This window comes from Streptomyces sp. NPDC101165, from assembly GCF_044768135.1.
Classification (GTDB): domain Bacteria; phylum Actinomycetota; class Actinomycetes; order Streptomycetales; family Streptomycetaceae; genus Streptomyces.
Window position 1 is genome coordinate 164,031 of the sequence record NZ_JBIWPG010000004.1, and the last position, 16,291, is coordinate 180,321.

A 16,291-nucleotide genomic window follows, 5' to 3' on the forward strand; every position below is an offset into this window, starting at 1 on the left:
GCGAGGGCGGCAGCCGCGGTGGGACGGCGTGTCGGTGCGAGGTGTTCGTCGACAAGTGGCCCAGGTCATGTCGCTTTACCGCGACCTGACTCTTTGTTTGCCCGTCTTGGAGTGGAGGGGGGTGGGCCCCGCCGCTCCCCACGGGAGCCTCAACCAGTTTTCGAGGAGTCTCGACGTGATCAACCGGAGAATTGTGGCCTGCTCGGCTCTGCTGGCCGCCTGTCTGCTCACCACGGCCTGCACCGGTGAGCCGGCAACCAAGGGGTCGGCGATCCCGGAGAAGTTCCCCGCGACGGGCGACCGCGCCGAGATGAAGGCGAACGCCAAGGCCCTCCGCGACTACGCCAAGACCCACAGCCTCTCCAAGGCCACGGGGGAAGCCGAACGCATCCAGTCCCGCGACGCCGACGGCGGCCACGTCCTCATCTCGACGAACATCGGCGCCGTGGACGAGGCGATGACCCGGGCACAGCAGGTCGCGGACGCCTACCGTGACTACGCGGGTGGGGCGGGGAAGCCCGCCAAGGCCGGCTCGGTGACGGTGTACAACGCGTTCGGGGACCCGCTTGTGACGCAGCGGCTGGGCAAGAAGTAGGAACTCCGACGCCTGGTCTCCCGGTCTCAGGCGAAGAGGCATCCTCGGCCTACAGTGCAGGGTCCGCCCTCTTCAGAGCTTCTATGAAGGGGGTGAAGGCTCCGGGTGGGAAGGTGAGGGTTGCTCTGGCCGGGGTCTTGGAATCGCGGATGGCTATGTGGGCGTGCAGGTCTGCGACTTCGACGCAGGCATCGCCCTGGCCGCCACCGGAGAAGGAGGACTTCTTCCAGGTGTCGGGAATCGGCATGCTCACAGCTCCTTCGACAGCCGGTGAATGAAGTCACGCGAATGATCGGGGTCGAGTGACACTGCCCCCACCCTACGGAAGAGCGTTCGATATCGGTTGAGCTGGGCTTCGGCATCGATGAACACCGGTCCGCTGGGGCCGTCGCGGACGACGGTGTCCAGCTTCGGGACGGGGCCACTCGCGTACACCATCGCACTTCCGGCTCCACCGAAGTCGTCCAGGTCGAAGGGGACTACACGCACGGTGACGTGCTCGGCCTCGGAGAGTTCCAGGACCCGGGCGAGCTGAGCCCGTGCTGTGGATCGGTCGCCGACCCTGATGCGCAGCGCAGCCTCGTGGATCACCGCCTCGTACGGCACCGGGTCCGGGCGCTCGATGATGACCCTGCGCTTCATCCGGTGATCAACCCACCGCTCGACATCGCTCTGCGGGAATTCCTGGTTCACGTAGGCGAAGAGGGAGCGAGCGTAATCCGCGGTTTGGAGAAGGCCTGGAACGTGCAGGAACTCCACGTCCCATCGGCAGCAGGCGTGATGCTCCAGCTCGGGCAGGTCCATGAACGGTGTAGGTAGCTGGCCTCGATACTCCTCCCACCAGCCCTGCGTCCGGTCGGTGGCGATCGCTGCCAAGCCGTCAACGAACTCTGCGTCCGTGCAAGCGTAGTTGGCCACCATGCGCCGCAGACGCTGCTCGCTCACGCCTGAGGTGCCGACCTCGATCTGGCTGATCTGAACGGAGTTCACGCCGAGCAGAGCCGCTGCCTCACGAGAACTGAGGCCCGCAGCCTCGCGGAGCCTGCGCAGTTCCACGGCCAGCCGCATCTGACGCGCTGTGGGCTCGCGCTTGGTCCCCATCGGTAGCTCCCTGGTTCAACGCGCCTGTCTGTGCACCTCGTTCGGGTGTCAGATTACGGGATCACCTTGCTCTCCCTTATTTATAAGGTCTACCGTCGGTGACGCGACGCACACGCTGCGGAAGTGCACTGTTCCGTCCTGTCATGACGGGTGCGGCAATGCCACTGTGCGCGAATTCCTCTTCCTCTGAACGGAGTTGACGCATGCCTGAATCCTGGGACTACACCCTCTACATCCCGAACGACGTCAGAGCCGTGACCGTCTGTCGCCGCACCCTGCGTCTGATCCTGACGATGCACGGCCTGATCGGGGTCGTGGACACGGCGGAACTCCTCGCGGCGGAGTTGGTCTCGAACGCCGTACGCCACACGAAGGGGCCGGCTGCGCTCCGGGTTCGTCGCTCACCGGAGGGGGTGGTGTGGATCGGGGCGTGGGACACGGACCCGGGTCCGCCGGAGCCGCCGCGGCCGTTGGAGCAGGTCGCGGAGTTGGTGGAGGAGGGGCGGGGGTTGGCGCTGGTCAGGGCGTGTGCGGACTTCTGGGGCTGGCAGCCGTCGGCGAGGTTCGGGAACCGGGGGAAGCTCGTGTGGTGCGAACTTGCGGCGGCCTAGCTCGTTGATCACGTCAGACGGAAAGGAGAGCTGATGGTCGGCTCGTCGCATGAGGCGCTGCACCGCATCTTCCAGAAAGACCCCGCGCTGCTGACCCGGGCGTTACAGAGCGTGCTGCACGTCCCGTTCCCCGAACCTCACGAGATCGCGGCGCTGAACGTGGACCTCACCGAGATCGAACCGGTCGAGCGCCGGGTGGACACGCTGCTGCGGGCGGAGACGGACGAAGGCACGTACCTCCTCGTGGTCGAATCGCAGGGAAAGGTGGACGACCGCAAGCGGGGCAGCTGGCCCTACTACCTCTCCTACCTCTACGAGAAGTACCGCTGTGAGCCCGTGCTGATCGTGATCACGCAGAGCAGTGCGACGGCGCGGTGGGCGTCGCGCCCGATCCGGCTCGGTTTCCCGGGCTGGGACTCCTTGACGGTACGTCCGCTGGTGCTGGGCCCGGACAACGTGCCGGTGATCACGAGTGAACGGCAGGCGGAACGGGACGTCCCCCTTGCAGTGCTCTCGGCCATGACACACGGGCGCGGCCCGCAGGCTCCGGCCATACTGGAGTCCCTGGCCTCCGCTCTGCGGACGATCGACCCTGACAGCGCCGCGGTCTTCGTGCAGTTCGTCGACTCATGCCTGGCCGATCCCCAGGCGAAGCAGATGTGGAGGGACCTGATGACGGCGATCCAGTACTTCTGGCGACACCCGCTGGCCGAGCAGGTACGCGAGGAAGGTCGAGAACAAGGCCTGGAGCAAGGTCGGGCCGAGGCCAAGGCCGAGATGATCCTTCACATCCTGGAGTGGCGCGGCATCCCGGTACCCGACGCCGTCCGCGACCGAGTGAGCGCCTGCACGGAACTGGACCAACTGGAGGTCTGGGCCCAGCGAGCCGTGCATGCCAAGGACGCGGCGGAGCTGTTCGCCGAGGACTGAGTGGGCGGGGCTGTGGTGGGGCCGCCCGCTTCTTGGCCAGTGTCGTGCTTCCGCGAGCCGGGTCAAGGGCGCTCCCGCTCCGCGTCCGCGTCGCCTCCGGCGATCGGCCTGGTGGCCGACCCTTGACACGGCTCGCTCCAGCACGGGGAAGAAGCGAGCGGGCGGCCCGGGGTAACTGGGCGGCTAGGCTCTGTCAGCCCCTGGAGTGGGCTGCGTTCGCACCGTTGGTCGGGGGAGCGCAGCCGCGCTGTGGCGGCACGCCGGGCGGGTACAGCGGGTGCCGGCCTGTGGGTGGGGCCGGTCACTGCCCCGTTCGTCACAGGAGCCCAGCTCGCCCCGCTCAGATGGAGTGTGGAGCAGTTGGGCCAGAGGGTCTGGGCAAAGGGCAGGTCAGAAGGCTGACTGGCTCTTCGGGTGGACCAGATCTGCCACTCGTTGCGGCAGTCCTCGTGCAGTTCGTCGACTCGCGCCTGGCCGACCCGCAGGCGAAGCAGATGTGAGCCGAAGGCCCTGTCGTGATCGGGCTCCGGGCTCTCACGTCGGCGCGCCGGTCGTGCAGGCCCGTTCCAGTGCCGCGATGCCGTCCAGGCTCTCCTGGACGCGTTGCGGCAGGGTGTGGGCCCGCGCGAGGTCGAGGCATGCGTGCCAGCAGTGGCGGGCGGCCTCCCACTCCCCGAAGTGATGGTGGGCCCGGGCGGTTACCGCCAGGCAGTCCGCCTCGCCGCCGTGATCGCCCAGCTGACGGCGTATGGCCATGGCTTCGTCCAGGGCCGCGAAGGCCTCGTCACGCAGGCCCAGGTTCTGCAGCACGGAACCGTAGTTCGTCAGAGCGGTGGCGAGTGATGTGGGTCGTGCCTGCTTCCGCAGCAGCGGGATGCGCCTACGGTGCTGCTCCGCGGCACCGCTGAAGTCCCCGGCCAACTGGAGCGCGTCGGCGATCCTGCCGAGTACGAGTGCCTTGCTGCCGGGGTTGTCCGTCCTGCCGTACAGCTCCTGCGAGCGCAACGCGTACACCAGGGCTTCTTCCGCCCGGCCGGCCTGAGTGTGGAGCGCCGCCATGTTGCCCAGGATCGAGGCCATGGCGGTGATGTCTCCGGCCCGCTCGAAGAGGTCCAGGGAGATCTCCAGGTCTTCCAGGCACTCGTCGTTGCGATAGGCCATGCCGTGCGCGACGGCGAGCCGGCGGTACAGCCAGGCCTGTCCCACGGTGTCGTCACGTTCCACGGCGATGGCCAGGGCGGCCTGGAGGCAGGTGTCCCACTCGCCGGTCCACCAGTACGTGTCCGCGTACCCGAACAGGCCGACGGCGAGGCGCCAGGCCACGTCGGAGCGGCCGAGGGAACCGGCCCGGCCGATCGCCTGCCGGATCGCGGGCAGCTCCCGTACGTACCACCGCAGCGCCTGCTGAGCATCCTCGAAGTCCGGAACGGGTTCGGCCGGCTGCTCGTCCAGCGGGGGAGGCGGCTGGGTTTCGCCGACGGTCACCCTCGATGCCTTCTCCACCGCAGCCACGTACCAGGACAGCAGCCGGAGCGAGGCGTCCGCCCGCTCCCACTGGGCCTCCTCCGCCGAGGCTCGTTCGGCGGCGTACTCGCCGAGAAGATCGTGGAAGGCGTACCGGTCGGGCGTCGGGCTCTGCACGAGGTGGACGTCGGCCAGGAGGTCCAGCAGGCGGGCGGCCTCCCGCACCGGGAGGCCGAGCAGCGCCGCCGCCGCATGCGGTGTCAGCTGATGCTCGGGCCACAGCCCCAGCAGGCGGAAGGCTCGGGCGGCCGCCCGCTCCTCGGGCTTGTCGCTGTCGCGCATGACGACGTAGCTCATGGCGAACGTCGCGTGGACGTCGAGACCGCCGACGCTGAGTTCCCGCAGACGGTCGGCGCTGGACGACAACTGCCGCGCGAGCAGGGCGAGCGGCCACGCCGGCCGGGAGGCCAGCCTGCCACCCACGACGCGCAACGCCAGCGGCAGCCCGCCGCACACAGCCAGGATGTCGGCGGCGGCTGCCGGCTCTTCCAGCACACGCTCGCCTCCGCAGAGCGCGGCCAGAAGCACCTTCTGGGCGTCGTTATCAAGGGGCGACAGCGGCACGAGCGTGGCATCCGGCAGGTCTGTGAGGGTGTGGCGGCTGGTGATCACCACAGCGCAACTGCCGCTGCCGGGGAGCAGCGGCGTGACGTGAGCGGCATCCCGCGCGTTGTCGAGCACCAGCAGCATCCGGCGCTCCGCCATGACCGTACGGAAGAGCGCCGCGCAGTCGTCCGTGTCGTCGGGCAGGGATTCCGTGTGCACTCCGAGATCCGACAGGAACCGTGCGAGCAGATCGCGGGGGCTGCGCTCCCGGCCCGGGCTGAAGCCGCGCAGGTCGGCGTACAGCTGGCCGTCCGGGAAGTCCTCGTGCAGCCGGTGCGCGACATGGACGGCCAGGGCCGTCTTGCCGATGCCGCCCATTCCGGAGACGACGACCGGTCGAGGGCCGTGGCCGAGCGGCTGCCTCCCGGCGTCGGCGCCCGGGCGGAGCAGTGCTGTGAGAGTGGCGATCTCCCTGTCCCGGCCGGTGAAATAGCCGACGTCCGCGGGAAGTTGGCGCAACGGCCGACGCTCGGGTCCGGAGACGGCGTCGGCCGCGGGTGTCGGCACAACGGCGGTGCCCTCGTCGGTGAGCACGTCCTGGTGTGTCGCCCGGACGGCGGCGGACGGCTCGACTCCCAGCTCCTCCACCAGGTTCCGGCGCAGCCGTACGTACACCTGCAGTGCTTCCGCCTGCCGGTTCGAGCGATGCAGGGCGAGCATCAGCTGGCGGTGGAAGGCCTCGCGCAGCGGATGTTCGGAGGCGAGCGTCGTCAGCTGTGGGACCAGTTCGTGGTGCCTGCCGAGAGCGAGAGCGGCCTCGCAACCCCACTCCAGCACCTGGAGCCGGGTTTCGAGAAGCTGCTGGACCAGCCGGGCCTGCGGCTCGGCGTCCGCGAAACCGGGCATGTCAGCCAGCGGCTGCCCGCGCCACAGGGCCGTGGCGTCGGTGCTCCGGCTTGCCGCCGTGGCCCAGTCCTGCTGCAGGTACGCCCGGCGGGCGGCGCTCACATGGGCCTCGAAGACGTCGACATCGAGCTCCCCGTCGCCGACGTGCAACCGGTATCCGGGCGGCTCCGCCGTCAGCCGCTGCGGATCGTCGCCGAAAGACGCCAACTGCCGACGCAGCCGAGTCACATGGTTGGCAAGGGAGGCGTCGGCGGTCGCCGGTGGATTCGGCCCCCACAGAGCCTCTTTCAGGCCGTCCTTCGAGATGGTCCGATTGCGGTGGAGCAGGAGCGCGGCCAGCAGAACGCGGACCTTGCCGCTTCCTAGTGGCCGCTCCTGTGTCCCGTCATGGACCACCAGCGGACCGAGTAGCCCGAACGTCGGCATCACGTCCCCCCTCACACCTCGTCACATGCTAAACAGCGCCCGCCCTTTCCAGCTGATCGGCGCCCCGGGCGCTGTTGTCTTGGCATCAAACAGTGCCTGCTCGATCTTCGTCGGCGGCGTCCAGGCATGTGGTGCAGGAGGCCGGAAACCTGCGGGTAGCGGACCAGACGGCATTTATTTCCCATCTTAAGAGAGGGCTGATCGGCGGGCGCAAGATGTGCGCTCCAATGAGCGATACGGCGCCTTCTGCGGGGCTGAACATCGTGACGCGGAGACCGTCGGTGTGGGAATTATCTCGGCTGCTCCGAGGTCAAGATTTTCCACTTCTCAGACTCGTAGACGTCTCGGGCTCCCGGGGCGCGATCATAAAAGGCCTCCCAGAAGCCGGGCTGCGCCCACGGCTCTGGGCAAAGAGAAAACGAGCCGCTTTCAAGTTGAAAGTAGCGCCAGGAGGGCGGGATGAAAGAAGAGGTCACTTCAAAGGCGCTGCTATCGAAGAGTGCAGGATCCTCCCCTTCAATGAATTCAATTCGAAACAATGTAGTCTTGTCGTGTGGTGCGAATACTTCGAGAACTGCGTAATCCAGGCCCTCCCTGAGGGCATCGATGCCCTGCAGATTCCCGATCCCCGCAGCTTGCTGAGCAATGAATCGAACGCGCACTTCCATTACCTCCTGTTCATTACGACCTTGTAGTCGTAGTTCAATATTCTACCCGTCGCGGGGTTGTAATAGTAGTGCACTTGGAAATCGCCATATGGCGATTGATGTGTTCTCGTGGAGTATTTTCCCCAATTGCTAAGATTGCTTCCATCGGACACCATGAGCTCGCGAACCTCCTTATTGCCGAGTTTCTCGCCGGGAATGACGAGCCGCGACTCCGCGATGGCCTCGGGGGTTAGCCATCCGCTCTCATTGAATATGGAGTTCGCCGATTCGAACCGCAGGTCATGCGCTAGTTGCTGCCTTTCCGCTGACCCTGCTATGAAGTTTTCGTTGGCATCCTTTCCTGCCTTTGCTATTTTGTCGGGGCATTCATCAGGAGCGAGCCCCAAGTGATCTGTCGAGACCCTGGGGTTGTGGACGTACGTGGCGGGGTTGGGGGCGGGGGCGAGTCCAAGGGGGTCGGGGCTGACGTACCGGGCGGTTTCGGGGTCGTAGTGGCGGAAGTAGTTGTAGTGGAGGCCCGTTTCGGGGTCGTAGTACTGGCCAGGGAAGCGTAGGGGGGTGTAGGCGGTGCTGTTGGCGGACCATGCTGTCGTTCCCCACAGGGTGCTGCGGGTGCGCCAGGCGATGTCGCCGTGTTCGTCGAGGAGTTCGCTGGGGGTGCCGACGAGGTCGGTGACGATGGCGAAGAAGCGGGAGTCGATCTCGTTCTGGGGTGCGTCGGCCGCGGTGATGCGCTCGGTTTGGGCCAGGGGGCACAGGCCCTGATGGTCCCAGGTGAGGGTGACTGGGTTGGGGAGGTCGGGGGACGTCGTGGTCTGTTCGCAGAGGGTGGTGCCGTCCCAGGTGAAGTCGACACGCTCGACCAACGTTTCGCCGTCCGCAGCGAGGCGGAATTTCGCTGTGCGGCGGCCCAGGGGGTCGTACGTGTAGCGCCAGCGGGTGTCGTCTGGTGTCGTTACCGATGTCAGGCGGTCCTCGGAGTCCCATTCGTAGCGCCAGGTGTCCGGCTTGCGGGACAGGCGGGTCTTCTGGCGGAGGACGATACGGCCCAGGGCGTCGTGTTCGTAGCGGACTTGGCCAGCGCGGGTGACGCGCGTGCCGGTGTACTCGCGGATGCCCACCGCTTTCTGACCCGGGTGGTTCGTGGGCCACGATGCCTGCGTCTGGTTGCCAGCCTCGTCGTACACGTACCGCTCCGTCCAGCCCGCCGCATGTACCGCCGTCACTCGGCCTGCGGCGTCCAGGTCGAAGTGGCGGGGGCCGGTGAGCTGGTCGTCGATGCCGATCAGGTTGCCGTCGGCTCGGTAGGTGTACGCCCGGTGTTGGACGGCGCGGCCGTCAGCACCCGTCAGTGACTGGTTCGTCAGCCGGCCCAGCGCATCGAAGGTGTGCTCCAGGGTGATCGTTCCGCCGATGTGGCGGGACAGCTCGCGGCCTGCCTCGTCGTAGGTGAAGTCGATGGCGCGCCCCGAGGCCACCATGCCGGTGCGGCGGCCCGCGGCATCGTACGACCAGGTTGTCGTGGCCCCGGTGGGGGTCGTGCGGCCTGTGCGGCGGCCCAGCGCGTCGTACGTGTAGCTCAGCGTGCGGCCGTTGACCGTTTCCGAGTGCAGGCGGCCGTAGCGGTCACGTAGAAGCGTGAGCGTCGTGCCGTCCGGGCCGGTCGCCTGGGCGAGCCGGTCCGTGAAGTCGTAGGCGTAGGTCGTGATCTGGTCGGCCGCGTCCTTGCGGGTTATCTGGCCGAGTTCGTTCCGTTCGAAGGTCATCACCTCGCCGAGAACGTTTCTGCGTGAGGTGAGGCGGCCTGCCGCGTCGTGCGTGTAGGTGAGGGTGCGGTCGTCGAAGTCCGTTTCCGTCGCCAGGCGGCCTGCCGCGTCGTATTCGTACGTCCAGGTCAGGCCCTGCGGGCTGGTGACCTTCGTCAGGCGTAGTTCGCTGTCGTGGTCGAACTCGTAGCGGACGCCGTCCGGGCCCGTGCGTGCCGTCAGCAGGTCGAAGTGGGTGTACTCGAAGCGGGAGACGCCGCCTATGGCGTCGGTGTGGCTGGTGCAGTTGCCCTCGCCGTCATACGTCCAGGTCTCCGTTGTGCCGTCTGGGGCTGTGCGGCGAGCCAGGTGGCCCTCGAGGGTCCACGACAGGTGGGAGGCGGCGCCAGTGGGATCCGTGATCGCGGTTGTGCGGCCGAAGGCGTCCCGCTCGTAGCGGGTGGTCGCGCCGAGCGGGTTCGTCACCACCAGAGGAAGGCCGGAGCGGTCGCAGATCGCGGTCGTGGTGTTGCCGAGTGGATCGGTCACGGAAGTCAGGTGGCCCGCCTCCGTGTAGGTGAAGCGGGTCGTCTGGCCCGCCGGGTCTGTGATCGAGGTGCGGTTGCCGCGTTCGTCGTACGTCTGGCGCACGACTGTGCCGTCTGGGTTGACCAACTTCACCGGTAGGCCGAGGTCGTTGTACTCCGCTCTCGCCTCGCGCCCGTCCGGGCGTACGACCGACGTCAGGTTGCCCTGGTCGTCATAGCGGAAGGTCGTCGTGTGGCCCAGCGGGTCCGTCTCGGAGAGCAGACGGTTGTAGCGGTCGCGGCTGTATCGAGTCGTTGCGCCGAGCGGGTCGGTCTCGGCTACCACCTGTAGGGCGTCATTGATCAAGTAGCGCCAGCTGTGACTCTCGCCTGTCGTGGCCGTCGTGGTCCGCAGACCGGTCGTCGGGTCGGGCTTCTCGTAGGACAGACGCATGGTCATGTGGCCTGCGGGGCCACCCTGGGCTATGCACCGGTCCTTGTCGTCGTACTCGTAGGCATAGCTGCGGTCGTTCGTGTCCGTCCACGAGGTGATCCGGCCGGCTTCGTCGTAGGTGAAGCGGAGCGGCAGGCCGGAGGAGTTGACGACCTCGGTGAGGTTGCCGTCCGTGTAGCCGTAGCGCTTCAGTTCCTCGCCGGTGGCAGCCATGCGGAGCGCCGTTATTCGGCCGGAATCCGTCGTGATGCGGATGCCTTGGCCGCTGCTGGAGACCACCGCCAGCGGGGTGCCCTCCTCGTCGTACTCGAACGTGATCCAGTTGCCGTTGCGGTCGTCTATCTGTTCCAGCACCGCCAGACTTTCGCCGCGGTCGGCGAAGTGCCACGTACGGAGAGACTGCGGGTCCGCGACCGTGTAGCCGCCGTCCACCCGGTCCAGGGGCCAGCGGGGGCCGTGGCTGGGGAGGGTGGGCAGGCCCGGAGCCGGGTGGGGGTACGCCAGGAGCAGGCCGTCCTCCGTGACGAAGACGATTCCCTCGGTGTCGATCTCCAGGCGCTGGTCCAGGGTGGAGGACCAGGACGGGCCAAACCAGTGGCCCAGGTGGTAGCCGGACTCCACTCGCCGCTTGAGGATCAGGGGCAGTACCCCGGGCAGGGTGACGTCGGTCTGCGGCAGGAACATCTTGCCGGAGGCCACGTCGACCGGGTCGCCGCATTCCTTTACGCAGTGCTTCTGGCGCGAGGATTCGTCCGGGTGCTCGTTCACCTCGTCCCGAGCGGTTCCCTTGCCCGTCTTCTCAAGCCCTGCCGCTCCCTCGCGCTCGCCCCCCGCCGCCATCCTCTCCCCAGCCGTAGCCCGAACCCCGTTCGCCTCCACCCCCAGTCCGCCGGTCAGAAGCGCTTGGGCAGCGAATCGTCCCCCGAACTCGGACGGATCCTTGATGAAGTCGCCCAGGTTCTGCTTCAGCGTCTGCTCCGGATGCGTGACGCCGGAGACGAGGCCGGCCAGGGTCATCGCCTGGTGCTGGAGGGCCTCGGCGGGGTGGGTCAGGTTGTACGGGCTCAGTGGGTTGGCGTTGAGGGCCGTGCTCACCAGACCCGTGCCCGCCTTGATGGCGCCGCCCCCGAAGTGGACGGCCTCCGTGTTGAAGGCGTCGAAGCCATCGGCCGCGTCCACCTTGAGCTGGGTCAGCGGAGGGGGTTCGGCGGGGGCGTGCGCGAGGGCCGTGTCGACGGCCTTGGCGGCGGTGTCGGCAGCGGTGTTGCGCTGTTTGCGGGCCTCGTTCAGGATCTCGTCGGCCCGTTTGAGGTCTGCGGCACCGGGGTCATCGAAATCGCCGGGGGCCGGGCCGGGGTCCTTGTCACCCGAAGCGACAGCGGTCTTGTAGGCGTCGGAGCGTTTCTCGTACGCCGCCTTCGCCTTTTCGGAGGTCTCCTTGCCTGCCTTGTACAGGTCGATCGCGTCTTTGGCCTGCTTCTGTGCCCAGGTGACTGTCTCCGCGTACGTCTCCAGGGCCGCAGCGGCCTTCTGACAGGCGTCCGCAGCGTGCAGCCATTTCACCGGGTGCATCGCGAACTTCTTGCGAAACGCTTCGGCCGCCTCGCCCTGCCACTGCGAGGAGTCCAGCTTCCGCATGCCCTGGCCGACGTTGTCGAAGGCCTTGTGGAAGTCCTTCAGGTGTTTGGCGGTGGCCTGGATGTCCGCTGCGTTGCCGTGGACCAGGTCCTTCGGGTCGTCACTCTCGCCGAGCTGCTTCTCGCCCGGAGTGGCGCCCAGGGCGGACGCGGCCCCATCGCCCCAGTTTTCGACCTTGTCCGCCCAGCCGTGGGCACCGGCCTTGTCCAGGCCCTCACCGACGAGGTCGGTGCCTTTGTCGATGCCCTCACCGACGAACTTCTTGCCGGAGTCGACGACGTGCCCGGCACCGCTGATGAGGTCGTTGGTCAGGTCACCGAGCCCCATCAGCCGGCACCCCCGTTCTGCTGCTGGTTGTGCTGCTCAGCGGCCCGGGCACGTTCCTCGGGGGACGGGCCCCACGTGTCGTCGAGCATGCGGTTGTAGTCGTCGCTGTTCCCGGTCGCCCGGTTGATGTCGTCCATGGTCACGCCCGGCGGCAGCCCCAGCGATCCGGTCATCGCGTCGCGGCCGGCGTCCTTGAGGCTCTGCTTGCTGTGCTGCCACGCCTCGTCGAAGGACTTCTCGCTGTAGTCGGGGTGGGTCAGGGCGTCGGCGCTGTTCCGGCGCAGCTGGTCCCAGCTCATCTTCTCGACGTCGTCCTCGGACGCGTACGGGTTGCCCACCAGCGAGTTGTAGCCGACCTTCAGCGCGCCGCCGACGTACTGGTCCGTCTCGTGCAGCGTGCCCGCCGACAGACCCACGTTCTCCGCGAAGGTGTTGCCCTCCACCACCAGGGCGCGCACACCCCACTCCCAACGCTCGCAGAAGGACTTGAACTTCGAGGTGAGGTTCTCGTGGCCCAGTTGGAGTCCGGACAGTTCAAGGTTCGAGAAGCCCCGGCCTGCGCCCGCGAGGCTGTCGACGCCCAGCTCCTTGAGTTCCGTGAGCGTCTGGGTGATGCCCTTCGCTATCTCGTCCAGCCCGGCAGCCCTGATGTCCTTGCCGCCCTCGCCCCCGCTCACCGCGGTGCCTCCTCATTCCTCACGTCGACGGCTGCCGCGTCCGGCACGATCCCCGCGACCGGCGGGAACAGCACCCCTTCAGCCCCACTGGCTGCGTCCAGGGCGACCCCGCACGGCACCCCGACGGCCGGGACCCCCGCGTCCAGCAACCTGGCGCCCAGCACCCGCTGGTACGCCCACTCCCGCTCCTCTTCACCCCTCGCGATCGCGAACCGGGCCAGCGCCGACTCGTTCGAGAAGGCCAGGATCCAGCGGATGCCGCCGTAGTCGGTGGTCAGTGGGGTCTCGTCCGCATCGACGGGTAGCAGTACTGCCGTACGGCGGAACTCGCCCAGTACGGCTGCGAACTCACGGCGCCTGCGCGCCACGTCATCTACCTCGGAGGAAGCAGGAGCCGAAGGAGATGCGTCCGCATCGGCCGGCTCCGCATACTCCGCCAGCCGTGATCTGCGTATCGGCCCCGTCGAGTCGGCGCCACCCCCGTGATCAGCCATGCCCGGGATCATCACATCGGTACGTTGCCGGAAGCAACGCGGTACTCGGCCCGGTGAAGGGCCTTTGGCCGAATGTGTCCGCCGACAGAGACCCGCATACGACGACGCCCGGACCCCACACCAGGGCCCGGGCGTTCTCACGCCGAGAAGTCGGAGAGGCTCAAGAACCTGCCGCTACGGCATCCCGTGCACATGCGCCCCCACCGAGTTCGACCACGCATTCCCCGAAGCCGCGTCCCAGTTCGTCGACCAGGTCATCGCGCCCCGCAGGTCCGGGTACGTCTTCGACGGCTTGAAGGTGCCGCAGCCCGTGCCCTTGGCGAGGCAGTCCAGGGCGTTGTTCACGACGGAGGGCGACACGTACCCGCTGCCCGCCGCGCTCGTGGAGGCCGGGAGGCCGAGGCCTACCTGGGACGGGGACAGGCCGCCCTCCAGCTGGATGCAGGCGAGGGCCGTCAGGAAGTCCACCGAGCCCTGGCTGTAGACCTTGCCGTCGCAGCCCAGCATGGAACCGCTGTTGTAGTACTGCATGTTGACGACGGTCAGGATGTCCTTCACATTCAACGCCGTCTGGAAGTAGGAGTTCGACGTCGACTGCATGTCGATCGTCTGCGGGGCCATCGTGATGATCAGGGACGAGCCCGCCTTCGACGACAGGGAGCGCAGCGCCTGCGTCATGTACGTCGCGTTCAGGCCGTTCTCCAGGTCGATGTCGACGCCGTCGAAGCCGTACGTCTGCATCAGGGAGTAGACGGAGTTCGCGAAGTTCGTCGCAGACGTCGAGTCGTTGATCGACACCGTGCCGTTCTGGCCGCCGATGGAGACGATGACCTTCTTGCCGGCCGCCTGCTTGGCCTTGATGTCCGCCTTGAACTGGTCGACGGTGTAGCCGCCGAGGCCGGCCGAGTCCAGGCTGAACGACACCGCGCCCGGTGTCGAGGTCGCGTCCGCGAAGGCCACCGCGATGATGTCGTAGGAGGACGGGACGTCGGACAGCTTCTGGACCGTCGCGCCGTTGTTGAAGTTCTGCCAGTAGCCCGTCACGGCGTGCTTGGGCAGGTTCCCGCCGCCTCCGCCGCTGCTGCCGGAGGTCGTCGTTCCCGTCACCGCCGTCGACTTCGCCGACTCACCGGCCGAGTTCGTCGCCGTGACCTGGAAGGAGTAGGACGTCGACGCCGACAGGCCGGTCACCGTCGCCGACGTGCCCGTCACCGCCGTCACCTTCGTGCCGCCCCGGTAGACGTTGTAGCCCGTCGCGCCCGACACCGCGGACCAGGACAGCGCCACCGAGGAGGAGGTCGTACCGGAGACCGAGAGGCCGGAAGGGGTGGACGGAACGGTCGGGGCCGGGTCGCCGCCGCCTCCGCCGTCGGGGCCGTAGACCGAGACGTCGTCCGCGTAGTACGCGGCCTGGCCGTACCAGCCGTGCGTGTACACCGTGACCGACGTCGTCGACGCGCCGGTCGTGAACGTCGTCGACAACTGCTTCCACGACGACGAATCCGGCGTCCATGTCGACACGTCCGTCGTGCCCGTGCCGGTCACGCCCAGGTAGGAGTAGCCGCCCTGCACCCATGCGCTGAGCGTGTAGGTCGAGTTGGGTTTCACCGCCACCGACTGGGTGCACTGGGCGTTGTCCATCCCGGCCGGGGTCGCCTTCAGGGCCGACGAGCCGCCGTGGACCGGGGACGAGACCGTCGTGCCGCTGCCCGCCGTGCACGTCCAGTTGGTCGGGCCCGACTCGAAGCCGGCGTTCTTGACGTTGTTGACGTCCGCTGCGGACGCGGGAGTTGCGGCGAGGCCCGCCAGCGAGAGGGCGAGGGCGGTGGCGGAGGACCACATCGCGATCCGTCCTCTGCGTCTGGGCATGCCTGGTGCGCGGTCCACTGGGGCCTCCGGTGGGGGAGTCTGCGGGGAGAGGGGTGAGGGACGGTGGCCACCGTTGGCCTACAAGTTGGTCCAGACCAATTCCACTGTCAAGAGGTCCAGACCAAAACCATCTCCGCCGCCAAGAAGTTCATACGCTCAACCTGTCCGGTTTTGACGGGACTTGTGCCCAGAGAGTTCCACACGAGCTACACAAACGCTGTTCTCCGGTCATTGGGGCGTGGATACAGTGCTCAGGTAGTCACGCAATGAAGTCGTCCTGGCGCATTGGAGTTACACCGGTGGGCCGAAGGGTGTGAAGAGCGGGGAGCTGCGCGTGCCAACTGTCATTGCCGTGACCAGTGCCGACATGGCACTGCCGGCGCAGGACGAACGGACCATGCCCGCTGCCGTGCTGCGCGACCTCGACCAGCGCCCGCTGGATCACGCCCTCACCGAACTCCACGCCCTGATCGAGCAGTACGGGTATGTCGTGGTCGTCTGCTCCCAGGCTGCTCCGGAGTCGGTGGTGCGACGGCTGTACACCCTGCGGTCGTTGCTGGAGAGCGATCGCATCGCCTTCTTCCGGCCCGAGCTGCCCCCGCTCGGCATCGCCGTCCTGGCCCGGCAGTTGCGGCAGCTTGCTTCGTGTGATCTCAGCCCTGGTGTGCTGGCCTCCGCCGGGCGGCTGCTCACTCATTACATCCACGCCGGTGCCGTTCTCGGGTCGGTCGCCCGGCTCGACCGGGTGCCCGTGGGGCTGAAAGCGCACGCCAAGTCGTGGGTGCCGGGCAGTCAGTTCGCCGTCGTCGCTCATCCCGAGCCGCAGCTCGTCAAGGTCGCCCCGGGCGCCACGCTCAAGGGGCCCGAGTTCAGCACGTGGATGCTCGTCGCCAAGGGGCAGCTCCAGACGGACTGGGTCGCCGGGCTCGCCGAGGCGTGGGGTCCGCACGGGCTGCGGGAGACGCCGTTGCCCGCCGAGTCCTCGCGGTGGTGGGGGACGGGGCGGATGGTCGAGTTCTGCAGCTATCTCGCCGATCTGTCGGTCCTGTATCAGCTGGTGACCTCGGTACGGCAGTCCAGCTGTCACTGGTGCGGCCTCGACGTCATCGGCGACCTGTGTGTGTTCTGCTCCGCCACCCCGCCCGTGTACGAGCCTCCCGCGCCCCGTGCTCTGGAGCAACGAACGCCCGCCTGACCCGCACGGACGTCACTCACATCCCGATCGACCGATTCCCCCAATGAGGTTGCACGGT

Annotated in this window: 12 protein-coding genes; 4 read left to right on the forward strand and 8 right to left on the reverse strand. The window is 67.6% G+C overall.

Translation table 11 applies throughout. The features are described 5' to 3' along the window. The first annotated feature begins 175 nt into the window (after nucleotides 1–175). A complete protein-coding gene (locus ACIRVH_RS09865; protein ID WP_403950288.1) occupies nucleotides 176–595 on the forward strand; it encodes a hypothetical protein in 420 nt (139 codons plus the stop codon). A gap of 49 nt (nucleotides 596–644) precedes the next feature. Here the strand turns inward: ACIRVH_RS09865 and ACIRVH_RS09870 are convergent, their stop codons facing one another. Both ACIRVH_RS09870 and ACIRVH_RS09875 read right to left on the reverse strand, forming a co-directional pair. Further along, nucleotides 645–842, reverse strand: coding sequence for a DUF397 domain-containing protein (locus tag ACIRVH_RS09870; RefSeq protein ID WP_403950291.1), 198 nt, complete (start codon nucleotides 840–842; stop codon nucleotides 645–647). Nucleotides 843–844: 2 nt separating this feature from the next. Beyond that, the gene (locus tag ACIRVH_RS09875) at nucleotides 845–1,696 is read right to left on the reverse strand and encodes a helix-turn-helix domain-containing protein (RefSeq protein ID WP_403950293.1); all 852 of its coding nucleotides are present in this window, start codon (nucleotides 1,694–1,696) and stop codon (nucleotides 845–847) included. 203 nt (nucleotides 1,697–1,899) lie between these two features. On the opposite strand from ACIRVH_RS09875, the gene ACIRVH_RS09880 reads away from it, so the two are divergent. Continuing rightward, nucleotides 1,900–2,307 (forward strand): ATP-binding protein, encoded by a 408-nt coding sequence (locus ACIRVH_RS09880; protein WP_403950295.1) that lies wholly within the window; start codon nucleotides 1,900–1,902, stop codon nucleotides 2,305–2,307. Between the two features lie 33 nt (nucleotides 2,308–2,340). Then, the gene (locus ACIRVH_RS09885; RefSeq protein WP_403950298.1) at nucleotides 2,341–3,237 is read left to right on the forward strand and encodes a hypothetical protein; all 897 of its coding nucleotides are present in this window, start codon (nucleotides 2,341–2,343) and stop codon (nucleotides 3,235–3,237) included. Nucleotides 3,238–3,771: 534 nt separating this feature from the next. Here the strand turns inward: ACIRVH_RS09885 and ACIRVH_RS09890 are convergent. The 6 genes from ACIRVH_RS09890 to ACIRVH_RS09915 form a co-directional block, all read right to left on the reverse strand. Continuing rightward, entirely contained in the window at nucleotides 3,772–6,639 is a 2,868-nt protein-coding gene (locus ACIRVH_RS09890; protein ID WP_403950300.1) for an AfsR/SARP family transcriptional regulator, read from the reverse strand. A gap of 290 nt (nucleotides 6,640–6,929) precedes the next feature. Then, nucleotides 6,930–7,307, reverse strand: a complete 378-nt coding sequence (locus ACIRVH_RS09895; RefSeq protein ID WP_403950303.1) for a hypothetical protein — start codon at nucleotides 7,305–7,307, stop codon at nucleotides 6,930–6,932. Continuing rightward, entirely contained in the window at nucleotides 7,307–11,998 is a 4,692-nt protein-coding gene (locus tag ACIRVH_RS09900) for a putative T7SS-secreted protein (protein ID WP_403950305.1), read from the reverse strand. Before ACIRVH_RS09900 ends, ACIRVH_RS09895 begins: the two co-directional genes overlap by 1 nt. Then, nucleotides 11,998–12,675, reverse strand: coding sequence for a hypothetical protein (locus tag ACIRVH_RS09905; protein WP_403950307.1), 678 nt, complete (start codon nucleotides 12,673–12,675; stop codon nucleotides 11,998–12,000). The genes ACIRVH_RS09900 and ACIRVH_RS09905 overlap by 1 nt, the downstream gene beginning before the upstream one ends. Further along, complete coding sequence (locus tag ACIRVH_RS09910; RefSeq protein WP_403950310.1) at nucleotides 12,672–13,043, reverse strand: SseB family protein; 372 nt, start codon at nucleotides 13,041–13,043, stop codon at nucleotides 12,672–12,674. The genes ACIRVH_RS09905 and ACIRVH_RS09910 overlap by 4 nt, the downstream gene beginning before the upstream one ends. A 300-nt stretch (nucleotides 13,044–13,343) precedes the next feature. After that, on the reverse strand, nucleotides 13,344–15,038 hold the full coding sequence (locus ACIRVH_RS09915; RefSeq protein ID WP_403950312.1) for a chitinase: 1,695 nt from the start codon (nucleotides 15,036–15,038) through the stop codon (nucleotides 13,344–13,346). A gap of 352 nt (nucleotides 15,039–15,390) precedes the next feature. Between ACIRVH_RS09915 and ACIRVH_RS09920 the strand changes: the two genes are divergently transcribed. After that, entirely contained in the window at nucleotides 15,391–16,233 is an 843-nt protein-coding gene (locus ACIRVH_RS09920; protein ID WP_403950313.1) for a hypothetical protein, read from the forward strand. The last annotated feature ends 58 nt before the right edge of the window (nucleotides 16,234–16,291 follow it).

Coding starts and splice junctions, on each gene's coding strand:
- ACIRVH_RS09870 (WP_403950291.1), bottom strand. CDS start 842: ATGCCGATTCCCGACACCTGGAAGAAGTCCTCCTTCTCCGGTGGCGGC.
- ACIRVH_RS09875 (WP_403950293.1), bottom strand. CDS start 1,696: ATGGGGACCAAGCGCGAGCCCACAGCGCGTCAGATGCGGCTGGCCGTG.
- ACIRVH_RS09880 (WP_403950295.1), top strand. CDS start 1,900: ATGCCTGAATCCTGGGACTACACCCTCTACATCCCGAACGACGTCAGA.
- ACIRVH_RS09885 (WP_403950298.1), top strand. CDS start 2,341: ATGGTCGGCTCGTCGCATGAGGCGCTGCACCGCATCTTCCAGAAAGAC.
- ACIRVH_RS09890 (WP_403950300.1), bottom strand. CDS start 6,639: ATGCCGACGTTCGGGCTACTCGGTCCGCTGGTGGTCCATGACGGGACA.
- ACIRVH_RS09895 (WP_403950303.1), bottom strand. CDS start 7,307: ATGGAAGTGCGCGTTCGATTCATTGCTCAGCAAGCTGCGGGGATCGGG.
- ACIRVH_RS09900 (WP_403950305.1), bottom strand. CDS start 11,998: ATGGGGCTCGGTGACCTGACCAACGACCTCATCAGCGGTGCCGGGCAC.
- ACIRVH_RS09915 (WP_403950312.1), bottom strand. CDS start 15,038: ATGCCCAGACGCAGAGGACGGATCGCGATGTGGTCCTCCGCCACCGCC.